Below are 16,037 nucleotides of genomic sequence, written 5' to 3' on the forward strand. Positions count from 1 at the left end.
TTCACAACCCCCTGCCGGACGCCGAGACACCGGTCGCACACACCACGGATTCAGGAAAAGTTAGTTGATTCTTAAATCATATCCGTTTACGGTTCAACGATGTAGGGCGTGCTCCACCGACGCTGCGACGCCGGCGGCCAGTGTCAGCCCACTCCCCATACGTACTTTTCAACGGAGAACAAAGACATGACCACAGCCGTCAAGCTTGCCGTCATCTACTACTCGTCCACCGGTTTCAGCGCCGAGATCGCCAAGGAGATCTCCCAGGCCGCGGAGAAGGCCGGGGCCGAGGTCCGTCTCCTGAAGGCCGCCGAACTCGCTCCCGAGGCCGCCATCAGCTCGAACGAGGCATGGGCCGCACACGCCGCCGCCAGCGCGGGCATCCCGGTTGCCACCCCCGCGGACGTCGAGTGGGCCGACGCCGTGATCTTCGGCTCCCCGACCCGCTTCGGCAACATCTCCTCGCAGCTCAAGCAGTTCATCGACACCCTCGGTGGCCTGTGGGCCCAGGGCAAGCTGGCCGACAAGGTCTACAGCGGCTTCGTCACCACCGCCACCGCCCACGGCGGCCAGGAGTCCACCCTGCTCGCGCTGTACAACTCGATCCACCACTTCGGTGGCCTCGTCGTCTCCCCCGGTTACACCGACCCGGTCAAGTTCGTCGACGGCAACCCCTACGGCACCTCGCACGTCGACGCCCAGGGCAACAACCCCATCGGCGACCAGACCCGCAACGCCGCCCGTCACCAGGCCGAGCGCGTCGTCCAGGTCGCGGGCGCCCTCAAGGCCGGCTTCGCCGCCTGACCCCTCCCGGCCCGGACCCGGCTCATCGGCGTTGCCACTCCTCGGCCGGCAGTTCGTAGGTCCGTACCCGATCGGCATCGCCGTGGGTGATGGTGGTGATGAGCCTCGGGGGGGGGGGGGGGGGGGGGGGGGGGGGGGGGGCCCGCCGCCCCCCCCCCCCCCCCCCCCCCCCCCCCCCCCCCCCCCCGGCCCCACGACCTGCGCGCTGCTCTGGACGGAAGAGCCCGCGCGTCTCCCCCGGGCCGGCGCCCGCGTCCACCGTCGTCATGCCAATTCCTGCGTCCCAGTGGCATGACCGGGACGTGACACGGTGCTGCGGCCGGCGGAGACCCAGATGAGGTCCGTCTCCCTGCGAAAGCCGAAGAGGTTCCGGCCCGCCCTCGGGGCGGACCGGAACCTCTTCGGCTTTCGCAGCGCGGTAGAAATCAGTGGACGGCCGCAGGAGCTCCCGCGGCGTTCCACTCGGCGATCACAGGTCGTCCGTGTTCGGTGGAGAGCCGGCTGACCGTCCCCGTCGTGAGCTGGAACAGCCGCCCGTCCGCGGCGGGCAGCCCGAGGCGACGCGCCGTGAGCACCCGCAGGAAGTGGGCGTGGGCCACGAGCACCACGTCACCGCTGTCCAGGGCTGTCCCGATGCGGCTCAACACGCGGTCGGCACGCTGTCCCACCTCGATCGGTGACTCGCCCGGATGACCGGCCGGACCGGGCGGCACTCCGTCGTTCCACAGGTACCAGTCGGGCCGGGTGCGATATATCTCGAGGGTTGTCACGCCTTCGTACGCACCGTAGTCCCACTCGTGCAGATCGGGCTCGCGTACGGCATCGTACAGGCCCGCGAGTTCCGCTGTCCGTTCGGCACGGCCCAGTGGGCTGGTTAGCGCGAGGGCGAAGGTCCGCCCTGCGAGCAGCGGGGCGAGAGATTTGGCCTGCTCTTCGCCACGCTGGGTGAGGGGCAGGTCGGTCCAGCTGGTGTGCTGGCCCGACAGGCTCCACTCGGTTTCGCCGTGGCGGACCAGCAGGAGGTCGCCCATGGCGGTTACTTCGCCGACTCGACGGCGTGGCCACCGAACTGGTTGCGCAGCGCGGCGATCATCTTCATCTGGGGGGAGTCGTCCTGACGCGAGGCGAACCGCGCGAAGAGCGACGCGGTGATCGCAGGCAGTGGCACCGCGTTGTCGATCGCCGCCTCGACGGTCCAGCGGCCCTCGCCGGAGTCCTGCGCATAGCCGCGCAGGTTGTCGAGGTGCTCGTCGTCGTCCAGCGCGTTGACGGCCAGGTCGAGCAGCCAGGAGCGGATGACCGTGCCCTCCTGCCAGGAGCGGAAGACCTCGCGCACATCGGTGACGGAGTCGACCTTCTCCAGCAGCTCCCAGCCCTCGGCGTAGGCCTGCATCATGGCGTACTCGATGCCGTTGTGGACCATCTTGGAGAAGTGGCCGGCGCCGACCTTGCCCGCGTGGACGAAGCCTGCGTCGCCCTCGGGCTTGAGTGCGTCGAAGATGGGCTGGGCCTTCGCTATGTGTTCGGCGTCGCCGCCCACCATCAGCGCGTAGCCGTTCTGGAGACCCCAGACACCACCCGAGACACCTGCGTCGACGAAGCCGATGCCCTTGGCCGCCAGCTCCTCGGCATGCTTCTCGTCATCCGTCCAGCGGGAGTTGCCGCCGTCGACAACGGTGTCGCCGGCTTCCAGGAGGTCACCGAGCTCGTCGATGACGTGCTGGGTCGGGCCGCCCGCGGGCACCATCACCCACACCACACGCGGGGCTTCGACCTTCTCGACCAGTTGGGCCAGGCTGCTCACGTCGGCGAGGTCCGGATTGCGGTCGTAGCCGATGACGGTGTGGCCCGCGCGGCGAATCCGCTCGCGCATGTTGCCGCCCATCTTGCCGAGGCCGACGAGGCCCAATTGCATCGTTGTCATGCTGTTTCACTTCTTCCGGAGGGTGCGGTACGCGGCCACCAGGGCGGCGGTTGAGGGATCGAGTCCGGGGGCGTCCGCTCCGTCGGTGAGCGCCGGCTCCACGCGCTTGGCGAGGACCTTGCCGAGCTCGACGCCCCATTGGTCGAAGGAGTCGATGTTCCAGATCGCGCCCTGCACGAACACCTTGTGCTCGTACAGCGCGATCAGCTGGCCGAGGACCGAGGGGGTCAACTCGCTTGCCAGGATCGTCGTCGTGGGGTGGTTGCCGCGGAACGTGCGGTGTGGCACCTGCTCCTGGGGCACGCCCTCGGCGCGCACTTCGTCACTCGTCCTGCCGAAGGCGAGCGCCTGGCCCTGCGCGAACAGGTTGGCCATCAACAGGTCGTGCTGGTCCTTGAGTTCGGGGCTCAGCTCGTCGACCGGGTTGGCGAAACCGATCAGGTCGGCCGGGATGACCTTCGTGCCCTGGTGGAGCAACTGGTAGTACGCGTGCTGGCCGTTGGTGCCGGGCGTGCCCCAGACCACCGGACCGGTCTGCCACTCCACCGGATTGCCGTCGCGGTCCACCGACTTCCCGTTGGACTCCATGTCCAGCTGCTGCAAGTACGCAGTAAATTTGGACAGGTAGTGCGAGTACGGCAGCACCGCGTGCGACTGGGCGCCGAGGAACGATCCGTACCAGACACCCAACAGGCCTAGCAGCAACGGCGCGTTTACCGCCGCGGGCGCGGCGCGGAAGTGCTCGTCGACGAGGTGGAAGCCGTCGAGCATCTCGTGGAACCGGTCCGGGCCGATGGCGATCATCAGCGACAGACCGATAGCGGAGTCGTACGAGTAGCGACCGCCGACCCAGTCCCAGAACTCGAACATGTTGGCGGTGTCGATACCGAAGTCCGCGACCATCTCCGCGTTCGTCGACAGCGCCACGAAGTGCTTCGCGACCGCCTTCTCACCGCCGCCGTCGAGCCCGGCAAGGAGCCAGGACCGCGCCGATGTGGCGTTGGTGATCGTCTCGACGGTCGTGAAGGTCTTGGACGCGACGATGAACAGCGTTTCCGCCGGGTCCAGGTCCCGTAGGGCCTCGTGCAGATCGGCGCCGTCCACGTTCGAGACGAACCGCACGGTCAACGAGCGGTCGGTGACGGCCCGCAGCGCCTCGTACGCCATCGCGGGTCCGAGGTCCGACCCGCCGATACCGATGTTGACGACATTGCGGATCCGCTTTCCGGTATGCCCGGTCCACTCGCCCGAGCGGACGCGCTCGGAGAAGTCGGCCATTTTGTCGAGCACGGCGTGCACCGCCGGGACGACGTCCTCGCCATCGACCTCGACGACGGCGTCGCGCGGGGCGCGCAGCGCGGTGTGCAGGACGGCACGCCGCTCGGTGACGTTGATCTTTTCGCCGCGGAGCATGGCGTCCCGCAGCCCGAACACGTCGGTCGCGGTGGCGAGTTCCTGGAGCAGCGCGAGGGTCTCGTCCGTGATCAGGTGTTTGGAGTAGTCGATGCGCAGGTCGCCGACGCTGACGGTGTAGCGCTCCGCGCGACCGGGGTCGGCGGCAAACAGGTCACGCAGCTGCAGGTGGCGCAGCTCCTCTCCGCGGTGGTCCTCAAGGGCCGTCCACTCCGGGCGGTGCGTGAGCTCGGGTGTGTCAGACATGACGGGGGTTCTCCTTGGTACCGTCCCCGCGCAGGGCGACGGCATACATCTCGTCCGCGTCGAGGCGGCGCAGCTCTTCGGCAATCAACTCGGAGGTGCTGCGCACCTTCAGGGCGAGCGTGCGCGAGGGCTGGCCCGGCAGGGAAAGCGTGACCAGCGGGCCGTCGGGGCGGTCGATCACGATCTCGCCGCTCTCCGTTCCGAGCCGGACGGCCGTCACGACCGGCCCGGCGGTGACGACGCGCTCGACCGGGACCTCGAGCCGGGCCTCCAGCCAGCGGGCCAGCAGCTCGGCACTCGGGTTCTCGGCCTCACTCTCCACAACGGCCGACACAACCTTCTTACGGGCCTGGTCCAGCGCCGCGGCCAGCATCGAGCGCCACGGCGTCAGCCGGGTCCACGCCAGGTCGGTGTCGCCGGGCGCGTACGAGGAGACACGGGCCTCCAGGGCGACGAGCGGGGCCTCGACGGCGTACATGTCGGTGATCCGCCGCTGTGCCAGAGCGCCCAGCGGATCCTCGGCCGGCACGTCGGGCGCGTCCACCGGCCACCAGACGACGACCGGCGCGTCCGGCAGCAGCAGCGGCAGGACCACCGAGTCGGCGTGGTCGGAGACTTCGCCGTACGTCCGCAGGACGACCGTCTCGCCGGTGCCGGCGTCCGAGCCGACCCGCACCTCCGCGTCCAGGCGGGAGTTCGTGCGGTCACGCGGGGTGCGTGCGACGCGTTTGATGACGACCAGGGTGCGCGAGGGATGCTCGCGCGAGGCCTCCTCGGCCGCCTTGATCGAGTCGTACGCGTTCTCCTCGTCGGTCACGATGACCATCGTCAGGACCATGCCCATGGCGGGAGTACCGATGGCTCGGCGCCCCTGCACGAGCGCCTTGTTGATCTTGCTTGCCGTGGTGTCGGTCAGATCGATCTTCATGGCCTGCGCCAGCTCCGTCCGTCTCGTGCGAGCATCTCGTGGGCTTCTTCGGGACCCCAGCTGCCCGACGCGTACGGCGCGGGCTTGCCGTGCGCGTCCCAGTACCCCTCGATCGGGTCGAGGATCTTCCAGGACTCCTCCACCTCCTGGTGACGGGGAAAGAGGTTGGCGTCGCCCAGCAGAACGTCCAGGATGAGGCGTTCGTACGCCTCCGGGCTGGACTCGGTGAAGGAATCGCCGTACGCGAAGTCCATCGTGACGTCCCGAATCTCCATCGACGTACCCGGCACCTTCGATCCGAAGCGCACCGTCATGCCCTCGTCGGGCTGGACACGGATGACGATCGCGTTCGCACCGAGCTCCTCGGTGGCGGTCGAGTCGAAGGGCGAGTGGGGTGCGCGCTGGAAGACGACCGCGATCTCGGTGACCCGGCGGCCGAGGCGCTTTCCGGTGCGCAGGTAGAAGGGGACGCCCGCCCAGCGGCGGTTGTCGACCTCCAGCTTGATGGCCGCGTAGGTGTCGGTCGTCGACCTGGGGTCGATGCCGTCCTCCTGCAGATAGCCGCGCACCTTCTCGCCGCCCTGCCAGCTCGCCGCATACTGCCCGCGCACGGTGTGCTCGCCCAGGTTCTCCGGCAGCTTCACGGCCTTGAGGACCTTCAGCTTCTCGGTGAGCAGCGACTCGGCGTCGAACGCCGCCGGCTCCTCCATGGCGGTCAGCGCCATGAGCTGGAGGAGGTGGTTCTGGATGACGTCACGGGCCGAGCCGATGCCGTCGTAGTAACCGGCGCGGCCGCCGATGCCGATGTCCTCGGCCATCGTGATCTGCACGTGGTCGACGTAACTGCGGTTCCAGATGGGCTCGTACATCTGGTTGGCGAAGCGCAGCGCCAGGATGTTCTGGACCGTCTCCTTGCCGAGGTAGTGGTCGATACGGAACACCTGGTCCGGGTCGAACACCTCGTGCACGATCGCGTTCAGTTCGCGCGCACTGGCCAGGTCGTGGCCGAACGGTTTCTCGATGACCGCACGCCGCCAGGAACCTTCCGGCGCGTCCGCGAGACCGTGCTTCTTCAGCTGCTGGACGACCTTCGGGAAGAACTTCGGCGGTACCGAGAGGTAGAACGCGTAGTTGCCACTGGTGCCCCGAGATGCGTCCAACTCGGCAACGGCAGAACGGAGTTGTTTGAACGCCTGGTCGTCGTCGAAGTCGCCCGGGATGAACCGCATGCCCTCGGCCAGCTGCTGCCAGACCTCCTCGCGGAACTCCGTGCGGGCGTGCTCGCGCACCGAGTCGTGCACCACCTGGGCGAAGTCCTGGTCCTCCCACTCGCGCCGGGCGAACCCGAGGAGCGAGAAGCCCGGCGGGAGCAGACCTCGATTCGCGAGGTCGTAGACGGCAGGCATCAGCTTCTTGCGGGAGAGGTCGCCGGTGACACCGAAGATGACGAGGCCGGAGGGGCCCGCGACACGAGGGAGGCGCCGATCTCGGGGGTCACGGAGCGGGTTGTTCCAGTCGAGGGCCGGGGCGGTAGCGCTCCCGTCGCCCATCACGTCGCCGGGTATCGCAGCCGCGTCGCCGCCCGATTCCCGGGCCGCGTCACTCGATCCGGCGGTCACGCCGCCCGGTTCCAGGGCCGCGTCACCAGATCCGTCCGCCGCGGCGGGCGCATCCTGCGCGGCACCACCGGGAAGCGTCTCGCGCTCACTCATTCCCCCTCAACTCCCTTGCTGCTCAGCGACGTCGCGACCACACCCAGCAGGTCTACCCAGGCCGCCTCGAACTTCGACACGCCTTCGTCCTCCAACTGCTTCACGACCTCGTCGTACGAGATCCCGAGCCGCTCGACGGCCGCAAGATCGGCGCGGGCCTGGGCGTAGCCGCCGGTCACCGAGTCGCCGTGGATGTCGCCGTGGTCGGCGGTGGCGTCGAGGGTCGCCTCCGGCATGGTGTTGACCGTGCCGGGCGCGACCAGTTCATCGACGTAGAGGGTGTCCTTGTACGCGGCGTCCTTGACGCCCGTCGAGGCCCACAGAGGACGCTGCTTGTTGGCCCTCGCGGTGGCGAGCGCGGTCCAGCGATCTGCGGCGAAGACGCCCTCGTACGCCTCGTATGCGAGACGGGCGTTGGCGAGCGCGGCCCTGCCCCTGAGTGCGAGCGCCTCCTCGGTGCCGACCTTCGCAAGGCGCTTGTCGATCTCGCTGTCGACTCGGGAGACGAAGAACGAGGCGACCGAATGGACCGTGGCCAGGTCGATGCCCGCCGCCTGCGCCTTCTCCAGGCCCGCCAGGTACGCGTCCATGACCTCGCGGTAGCGCTCCAGCGAGAAGATCAGCGTGACGTTGACGCTGATGCCGAGGCCGATGACCTCGGTGATCGCCGGGAGGCCGGCCTTCGTCGCCGGGATCTTGATCATCACGTTCGGGCGGTCGACCAGCCATCCGAGCTGTTTGGCCTCGGCGACGGTCGCCGCGGTGTCGTGCGCGAGGCGCGGGTCGACCTCGATGGAGACCCGGCCGTCGCGGCCGCGGGTCGCGTCGTACACGGGCCGCAGGATGTCGGCGGCGTCGCGGACGTCGGCGGTGGTCATCATGCGGACGGCCTCGTCGACCGTGACGCCGCGCACGGCGAGGTCGGCCAGCTGCTCCTCGTACCCCTCACCGGAGCCGATGGCGGCCTGGAAGATGGAAGGGTTGGTGGTGACGCCCACCACGTGCTTCCGCTCGATGAGTTCAGCGAGGTTGCCGGATGCGATCCGCTTGCGGGACAGATCGTCCAGCCAGATGGAAACGCCTTCCTCGGCGAGGGACTTGAGGGGTTCGGCGGTGTTGCTCACAGTGACTCTTTTCTTTCTGGCGGCCTGATCAACCACGCGCGGCAGCGAGAGATTCCCGCGCGGCGGAGGCGACGTTCTCGGCGGTGAAGCCGTACTCGGCGAACAGGGTCTTGGCGTCGGCGGAGGCGCCGAAGTGCTCCAGGGAGACGATGCGTCCGGCGTCACCGACGTACCGGTACCAGGTCAGACCGATCCCTGCCTCGACCGCCACACGGGCCTTCACGGACGCCGGAAGCACACTCGCGCGGTACTCCGCGGACTGCTCCTCGAACCACTCGACGGACGGCATCGACACGACACGCGTACCGACCCCCTCGGCCTCGAGCTGTTCACGCGCCGCGACGGCGAGCTGCACCTCGGAGCCGGTGGCGATGAGGATGACGTCAGGGGTCTCGGCGGAGGAGTCGCGCAGGATGTAACCGCCCTTCACGGCCTCGGGGTTTGCCTCGTATGTCGGCACACCCTGGCGGGTCAGCGCGAGGCCGTGCGGAGCAGGGTTCGTGGCGTGCCGTCTGAGGATCTCGGCCCAGGCGATACAGGTCTCGTTGGCGTCGGCGGGGCGGACGATGCTGAGTCCGGGGATGGCCCGCAACGAGGCCAGGTGCTCGACCGGCTGGTGGGTCGGGCCGTCCTCGCCGAGACCGATGGAGTCGTGCGTCCAGACGTATGTGACTGGCAGCTCCATCAGCGCGGACAGCCGCACGGCGTTGCGCATGTAGTCGGAGAAGACCAGGAAGGTGCCGCCGTGGACGCGGGTGTTGCCGTGCAGCGCGATGCCGTTCATCTCGGCGGCCATCGAGTGCTCGCGGATGCCGAAGTGGACCGTGCGGCCGTACGGGTCGGCCTCCGGCAGCGGGTTGCCCTTCGGCAGGAAGGAGCTGGTCTTGTCGATCGTGGTGTTGTTCGAGCCGGCGAGGTCGGCGGAACCGCCCCACAGCTCAGGGATGATCTCGCCGAGCGCCTGGAGCACCTTGCCGGACGCGGCACGGGTCGCGACGGATGTGCCCGCCTCGAACTGCGGCAGAGCGGCCTCCCAGCCATCGGGCAGCTGACCCGTGACGACGCGGTCGAACAGCTTGGCGTGCTCGGGGCCGGCGGTGCGCCACTCGGCGATCTGCTTGTCCCAGGCCGCGTGCGCCTCGACGCCTCGGTCGAGGGCCTCGCGGGCGTGGGCCAGTACCTCGGGCTCCACCTGGAAGGACTGCTGCGGGTCGAAGCCCAGGACCCGCTTGGTAGCCGCGATCTCCTCGGCGCCGAGCGCCGAACCGTGCGACGCCTCGGTGTTCTGCGCGTTCGGGGCAGGCCAAGCGATGATCGTGCGCATCGCGATGATCGAGGGGCGCCCGGTCTCGGCGCGGGCGGCGGTCAGCGCCTCGTACAGCGCTCGGACGTCGATGTCGCCGTCGGCCGAGGGCTCGATCCGCTGGACGTGCCAGCCGTACGCCTCGTACCGCTTCAGGACGTCCTCGGAGAAGGCGGTGGCCGTGTCGCCCTCGATGGAGATGTGGTTGTCGTCGTAGACGAAGACGAGGTTGCCGAGCTTCTGGTGACCCGCGAGGGACGAGGCCTCGGCGGAGATGCCCTCCTCCAGGTCGCCGTCCGAGACGATCGCCCAGATGGTGTGGTCGAAGGGGGACTCGCCCTCCGGCGCCTCGGGATCGAACAGGCCGCGCTCGTAGCGAGCCGCCATCGCCATGCCCACGGCGTTCGCGACACCCTGACCGAGCGGGCCGGTGGTCGTCTCGACACCCGCCGCGTGCCCGTACTCAGGGTGACCGGGCGTCTTCGAACCGTGCGTCCGGAACGCCTTCAGATCGTCCAGCTCCAGCTCGTACCCGGAGAGGAAGAGCTGGGTGTACAGGGTCAGCGAGGTGTGGCCCGGGGAGAGAACGAAGCGGTCTCGGCCGGTCCACTCCGGGTCGGCCGGGTCGTGCCGCATCACCTTCTGAAAGAGGGTGTACGCGGCCGGCGCCAGACTCATCGCGGTGCCCGGGTGGCCGTTTCCGACCTGCTGTACGGCATCGGCCGCCAGAAGGCGGGCGGTGTCGACGGCACGCCGGTCGAGTTCGGTCCACTCGAAACCGTCAGGAAAGCTGTCGGATGTCTGCGTGCTCATCTTCAAGAAGTCCTCGATAGGAACCGGTCAACTGCTCTGATGCCTTCAAACCTAAAAGTATGACTTTTACTGGGGTAGGTGCCCCTGTGTCAGCCTTTGGTGAAAGTGGGACAACGAGTGCGGGACCGAGCCGACGCGAGAAGGACATGACGGACAGAACGACCCAAGGGAGTGGAGAGATCAAGACCTTTCCCTTCCCCACGAACCTGAGCGTCTGCGGCGTAGGTATGCAGGTCGAATCCATGGAACCCGGTCGGCCCTGGCATGCGGACGCGCCATTGGAGCGCGTGCACCGCGTCGACTTCCACGTGGTGATGCTGTTCCACGGCGGCCCCATCAGACACATGGTCGACTTCGCCGAGTACGAGGCCTCCGCCGGCGATCTCCTATGGATCCGCCCAGGCCAGGTGCACCGCTTCTCCCCCACGGCCGGGTACCGCGGCACCGTCCTGACGATGCAGCCCGGCTTCCTGCCCCGGGCAACTGTCGAGGCGACGGGCCTGTACCGCTATGACCGGCCCCCGCTTCTGCGCCCGGACGCGAACCAGCTGGCCGCCCTCGAGCACTCCCTCGCCCAACTGGAGCGCGAGTACGTCGACACGACCACACTGCCCCTCAGCCTCCACACCTCGGTGCTCCGGCACTCCCTGACCGCGTTCCTGCTCCGCCTGGCCCACCTCGCGGCAATCTCCGCCAAGACGGCACTCGAGCAGACCGACACCACCTTCAGCCGCTTCCGGGACGCGGTCGAGAAGGGCTTCGCCACCAACCACAGCGTCAGCGCGTACGCGGACGCCCTCGGCTACTCCCGACGCACCCTCGTCCGCGCGGTGGGTGCGGCCACCGGCAACACCCCCAAGGGCTTCATCGACAAACGCGTCGTCCTCGAGGCCAAGCGCCTACTGGCCCACACGGATATGCCGATCGGCCGGATCGGCGCCGCCGTGGGCTTTCCCGACGCGGCCAACTTCTCGAAGTTCTTCCATCAGCACACCGGGACGACTCCGTTGGCGTTCCGGGTGGAGCTGCGTTGAAAAGGCGGGGCGGGCCAACCGGCCCGCCCCGCTGGTGACATGAGGCTCAAGGTCAGACGTACCTTCACGGCCGACACATGGACTGCAGCCTCCTCGTGCCTGGGCTTTTCAACGTTGTGAATCATCCTCATAGACATCGCGCCATGGGCGTGCTGTCATGCCACTTGAGCGTTTTCCAACGATGGAAGAACGACCGGACCGGTGTGGACGAGCCTCCCGGTCGACGTGAGAAACGGAGTCGCACATGAGACCCGTACCAACGAGGCGCCGGTCGCGATCCCTGCGAGGGCCGATCAGTCTTGCCGCCCTCCTGAGCACCGCCGCCGCCATGACGATGGTGGCCGGCGTCGGTCCCGCATCGGCAGGCGGATCGCACAGTCACCGGATTCCGACCGTCTCGGTCGGCGATGCCCGCTTCGAGATCCTCTCGCCGACATTGATACGCACCGAGTACGCGGGCGACAGGAAATTCACCGACGACCCGACGTTCAACGCCATCGGCCGCGACGGCTTCACCCCGGCCGCATACACCGCCAAAACGTCCGAGGGCTGGCTCACCATCACGACAAGCGCCATGACCCTGCGATACAAGGTCGGCTCGGGGCAGTTCGACGCGCAGAATCTCTCGGTGCAACTGACAGCCGGCGGCACTCCGATGACTGCCACCCCCTGGCAGCACCTGAGCTGTACGCTCGGGACTCTGTGCGAGGCCGAGAACCTGCAGGCCGGCGGGGTCACCGTGGCGTCCGATCACAGCGGCTACACCGGGACCGGCTTCGCCGCCGGATTCGAGAGCGCCGGAAGCTCGGTGTCCGCCGACATCGATGTCAAAAGCGCGGGCGCTTACCAGTTCGACCTGCGGTACGCCAATTCCCTCGGCGGCGACGGTCAGGCCCAGACCCGTACCCTGACCCTCTCCGTGGACGGCGGCGCACAGCAGAAGGTGAGCCTGCCGTCCACGGTGAACTGGAATACGTGGAACCTCGCCTCCACAGGCGTCCAACTCGGCGCGGGACACCACACGATCACGCTGGCCCGCACCGCGTCGGACTCCGGCAACGTCAACATCGACAGCGTTGCCCTGGTCCACGCCGACGACGCGTACCCACCCGTCTCCAGCACCGCGATCGCGGACTGCCGCTTCGGTGTGAGCTGCGAGGCGGAGGCCGGGCGCATTGACGGCACCGCGGTCAGCGCCACCGACCACAAGGGATACGCCGGCAGCGGTTTCGTCGCCGACCTCAACCAGGGGTCGAGCCTCACCACCCACGTGGTGGAGGTTCCCTCCGACGGCGCCTACACCCTGCGGGTCCGCTACGCCAACGGCGTAGGCGGCGACGGCAAGCACGAAACGCGTACCGCCACCGTGTCCGCCGGCGGGATCGCCGACACCCTGTCGTTCCCAGCGACGAAGGACTGGGACACGTGGGAGACCGCCTCACTGCCCGTCATGCTGAAGGCGGGGGCCAACGACATCACCCTGAACTGCCCTGAAGCGGCGAGTTGCCACGTGAACGCGGACACCGTCTCCGTGGCCACGCCCACGGCCGCCGCCCCGCCGCCGCACGTGGCGATCGGCGGATATCGCCGCGGCCTCGACGGCGTCACCGGCAACGGCAACTCCCCCGTGACCACGCCCGGCCTGCTCAACCAGGACGGCTGGTACCTCCTGGACGACACCCCGTCGGCGCTGTACGACACCGCCTCGCAGAAGGTCACCCAACGCCCCGGCCACGGCGGCGCGCCCTACCACGACGGCTACGTCTTCGGTTACGGACACGACTACAAGCAGGGGCTCACCGACCTGGCCACGCTCACCGGGCCGCCCGCGCTGCTGCCCCGCTGGGCGTACGGCGTCTGGTACTCGGAGTACATCGATCGCACCGCGACGGACTACGAGAACACGATCCTGCCGAAGTTCCGGTCCGAGGGGGTGCCGCTCGACGTGCTGGTCACGGACACCGATTTCAAAGCCGTGAACTCCTGGAGCGGCTGGGAGATCGACCCCGCCAAGTTCCCTGACCCGAAGAGCTTCTTCGACTGGTCCGCTTCCCAGGGCCTGCACAACACCCTCAATGTCCACCCCAGTATCCTCGCCTCCGATCCTCAGTTTCCCCAGGCACAGGCCACTGCCAAGGGCAAGCTGCAGAAGGGCGGTTGTGCGCCGGGGGCCAGCGTCAACAACGACTGCTACACCTTCGACTTCGCCGACCCCGACCAGCTCAAGGCATACATGGACCTGCACCGGACCATGGACCAGCAGGGCAACGACTTCTGGTGGCTGGACTGGTGTTGTGACGCAGCGCAGTCCTCGCTGCCTGGGGTGACTCCGGACGCGTGGATCAACCAGCAGTACGCCACCGCCACGGGCAAAACCCTCGGCCGCGGGTTCGTCCTGTCGCGCGCCTACGGTTCCCTTCAGGCCGGCGGATACAGCGGCCAGCAGGCGTTGCCCACCGGTCCCTGGGCGGACAAGCGCACCACCGTGCACTTCACCGGCGACACGTCCTCCACCTGGGGAACGCTGAGGCTCGAAGTGGGCTACACCCCCGGCGAGTCGGCCGCGACCGGGATGGCTGCCATCACTCATGACATCGGCGGCCACAACGACACCACGGGGTTGCAGGGCTCGGAGACGTACACCGACGGTGGGCAGAACCACACCACATACAAGCTGCCCGACGACCTGTACGCACGCTGGGTCCAGTTCGGCGCGTTTCAGCCCATCGATCGCCTGCACAGCAACCACAGCGACCGGCTGCCCTGGCAGTACGGCGCGACGGCCAAGGAGTCGGCGAAGAAGTTCCTCAACCTTCGCGAGAACCTCGTGCCGTATACCTACTCGCTCGCCGAGGAAGCGCACCGGACCGGCGTGCCGATCGTCCGGCCCACGTACCTGGAGTACCCGGACGAGCAGCAGGCGTATGCGAGCGCCGGCAGCGAGTACTTCTACGGCTCCGACGTCCTGGTCGCCCCCGTCACTACTCCCGGGACCTCCGCCACGACCTCGGTCTGGTTCCCGCCCGGCCAGTGGATCGACTACTTCACCGGCAAGACGTACGCCGGTGGCACCACCCAGGATGTCACCACCACCCTGGACTCAATGCCGGTATTCGTGAAGGCCGGTGGCATCGTGCCTACCCGGACGCACAACGTCGCCCACGACGACCGGAGCGCGCTGACCGACGTCACACTCACCATCGCGGCGGGCGACTCGGGATCCTCCAGCCTTTACGAGGACAACGGGTCCACCGCGGGCCCGGGCCGGAGCGCCCTGACAGAGATCCGGTACAAGGAGTCCGGCGGGCGGCACACGGTGTCGATCAGCCCCACGCAGGGCTCTTTCCGCGGCCAGATGACAGACCGTCAGTGGACCCTTTCGATCATGGGGGCGAGCGCGCCCACCCACGTCACCACCAACGGCGTAGATCTGTCCCCACACGCCTATCACTGGGACGCCGCCTCGGGGATCCTGACCATCACCGTATCGCGGCACACTGTCCACGCCCCGATCACCGTGACCTACCAGTAGGAGCCGCAAACCACCTCCGAGCAGAACCACAGCGGCCGCCGGTGGGCCGGCGCACCACGCACCCGACCCGCAGGCGGCCGCCGTGGCGCGGGACGAAGCTTCCATCCGCCTCGGTTCCACACTCCCCACCTGGATCGACGCAGTCGACGTCAGACAGCTCCCCGGCCTCACAGGCTTCGCACTCCACCTGCTCCGAGACCTCGGTGCCGTGACAGCCGGACTCACTCGCGACTGGAGCTCCGGCAGCATCGAGGGCGCCGTCAACCGCATCAAGAAGATCAAGTGGCAGCTCTACGGCCGAGGCAGATTCGAACTGCTCCGCAAAATGATCTTGCTGCAGTAGCTTGCGCGACGGTGTTGGTCTGCCGCTGGTCGGCACGTTGGAGGTCAGAGTTCCGTCGTCCAAACCCCGACAGGGTGTTCCCTCGGCGGCAGCCACAACCGAGGCTGCGACTCGCGATGCCTCTCCTCAGCCTGATCTTCCCAGTGGAAACGGTCATCCACATCGGGCCACGCAACTTGCAGCACAGGCAACGGAGGCTGCCGGTAGAACCCCATTGCCCGCCCGAAGAAGGTTCGGTACCAGCCGAAATCGACCCGCCTGAGCGCGACTTCGTGACCGTCGACAACCTCAGGATGCCTCTGGCCTTCAGCCAATACAGCACCCGCGGCGGACTTCGCTCCGAGCCTGTTGAGCGTGTGGTGCATAGCGTGGATATCGAGTCCGAACATGGCGAGTTCAGGTCCGCCGTGAGTGTGCGCGAGGCCGATCGTGTAGGCGAAGCCAGGACCGATTTCGTCCTCGGGAACCATCTGGACGTGCCATCCGTGCTGCTGCACATTCTCGATGATCGTCAGATCCGCGCGGTCCGCCTCGTCTCGGTCACCGTAGTCATGGCAGAGGACACAGCGGCAGTGGAACGAATCATCAGTCATGTGCGGAGGCTACGAGGTGAGCGGCTGAATCGGGCAGCCAGGGTTCGTGACCACCCTTTCAATCGAACAACATCGTCACCCCCCGCGACCGCTCCCCAAGATCTGTGCCAGAACCGAGAAACGACAGGGCCAGTGCACCCCGCCGTCGCGGAGCCGCTACTCGGGAAGTCGCGACGGCACCCCAAGTAGCTCTGCGCAGTGTCTTCGTGGCATCCGACCACGGAGACTCCGCAAAAACCCGTTTGGCGGACGAGGGGCGACCACTGCT

General features: G+C 67.9%; 12 protein-coding genes. 4 read left to right on the forward strand and 8 right to left on the reverse strand.

Annotated features, from left to right (window positions below; translation table 11 throughout):
- Positions 1-186 precede the first annotated feature (186 nt).
- A complete protein-coding gene (gene wrbA, locus ACIA8E_RS29625; protein WP_326818522.1) occupies positions 187-804 on the forward strand; it encodes an NAD(P)H:quinone oxidoreductase in 618 nt (205 codons plus the stop codon).
- 425 nt (positions 805-1,229) lie between these two features.
- On the opposite strand, the gene ACIA8E_RS29630 is transcribed toward wrbA, so the two are convergent.
- The 7 genes from ACIA8E_RS29630 to tkt form a co-directional block, all read right to left on the reverse strand.
- Positions 1,230-1,835 (reverse strand): histidine phosphatase family protein, encoded by a 606-nt coding sequence (locus ACIA8E_RS29630; protein ID WP_399302494.1) that lies wholly within the window; start codon positions 1,833-1,835, stop codon positions 1,230-1,232.
- A gap of 5 nt (positions 1,836-1,840) precedes the next feature.
- Entirely contained in the window at positions 1,841-2,719 is an 879-nt protein-coding gene (gnd, locus tag ACIA8E_RS29635) for a phosphogluconate dehydrogenase (NAD(+)-dependent, decarboxylating) (protein WP_399302584.1), read from the reverse strand.
- 15 nt (positions 2,720-2,734) lie between these two features.
- A complete protein-coding gene (gene pgi, locus ACIA8E_RS29640; RefSeq protein ID WP_399302496.1) occupies positions 2,735-4,387 on the reverse strand; it encodes a glucose-6-phosphate isomerase in 1,653 nt (550 codons plus the stop codon).
- Complete coding sequence (gene opcA / locus ACIA8E_RS29645) at positions 4,380-5,315, reverse strand: glucose-6-phosphate dehydrogenase assembly protein OpcA (RefSeq protein WP_399302498.1); 936 nt, start codon at positions 5,313-5,315, stop codon at positions 4,380-4,382. Before opcA ends, pgi begins: the two co-directional genes overlap by 8 nt.
- Positions 5,312-6,865, reverse strand: a complete 1,554-nt coding sequence (gene zwf / locus ACIA8E_RS29650; RefSeq protein ID WP_399302586.1) for a glucose-6-phosphate dehydrogenase — start codon at positions 6,863-6,865, stop codon at positions 5,312-5,314. The genes opcA and zwf overlap by 4 nt, the downstream gene beginning before the upstream one ends.
- 158 nt (positions 6,866-7,023) lie before the next feature.
- Complete coding sequence (gene tal, locus ACIA8E_RS29655; RefSeq protein WP_399302500.1) at positions 7,024-8,151, reverse strand: transaldolase; 1,128 nt, start codon at positions 8,149-8,151, stop codon at positions 7,024-7,026.
- A gap of 28 nt (positions 8,152-8,179) precedes the next feature.
- Positions 8,180-10,267: a transketolase gene (gene tkt, locus ACIA8E_RS29660; protein ID WP_399302502.1), complete on the reverse strand. Its 2,088-nt coding sequence runs from the start codon at positions 10,265-10,267 to the stop codon at positions 8,180-8,182.
- 146 nt (positions 10,268-10,413) lie between these two features.
- On the opposite strand from tkt, the gene ACIA8E_RS29665 reads away from it, so the two are divergent.
- From ACIA8E_RS29665 to ACIA8E_RS29675, 3 genes are all read left to right on the forward strand, one after another.
- Positions 10,414-11,301 (forward strand): helix-turn-helix domain-containing protein, encoded by an 888-nt coding sequence (locus ACIA8E_RS29665; RefSeq protein ID WP_399302504.1) that lies wholly within the window; start codon positions 10,414-10,416, stop codon positions 11,299-11,301.
- 328 nt (positions 11,302-11,629) lie between these two features.
- The gene (locus tag ACIA8E_RS29670) at positions 11,630-14,833 is read left to right on the forward strand and encodes a TIM-barrel domain-containing protein (RefSeq protein WP_399302506.1); all 3,204 of its coding nucleotides are present in this window, start codon (positions 11,630-11,632) and stop codon (positions 14,831-14,833) included.
- A gap of 82 nt (positions 14,834-14,915) precedes the next feature.
- Entirely contained in the window at positions 14,916-15,176 is a 261-nt protein-coding gene (locus ACIA8E_RS29675) for a hypothetical protein (RefSeq protein ID WP_399302508.1), read from the forward strand.
- 44 nt (positions 15,177-15,220) lie between these two features.
- Here the strand turns inward: ACIA8E_RS29675 and ACIA8E_RS29680 are convergent, their stop codons facing one another.
- Positions 15,221-15,769 carry a DUF4262 domain-containing protein gene (locus tag ACIA8E_RS29680; RefSeq protein ID WP_399302510.1) on the reverse strand — a complete coding sequence of 183 codons (549 nt, stop codon included), beginning with the start codon at positions 15,767-15,769 and terminating at the stop codon, positions 15,221-15,223.
- Positions 15,770-16,037 lie beyond the last annotated feature (268 nt).

The sequence above is a fragment of the Streptomyces sp. NPDC051664 genome (assembly GCF_044453545.1).
Classification (GTDB): Bacteria; Actinomycetota; Actinomycetes; order Streptomycetales; family Streptomycetaceae; genus Streptomyces.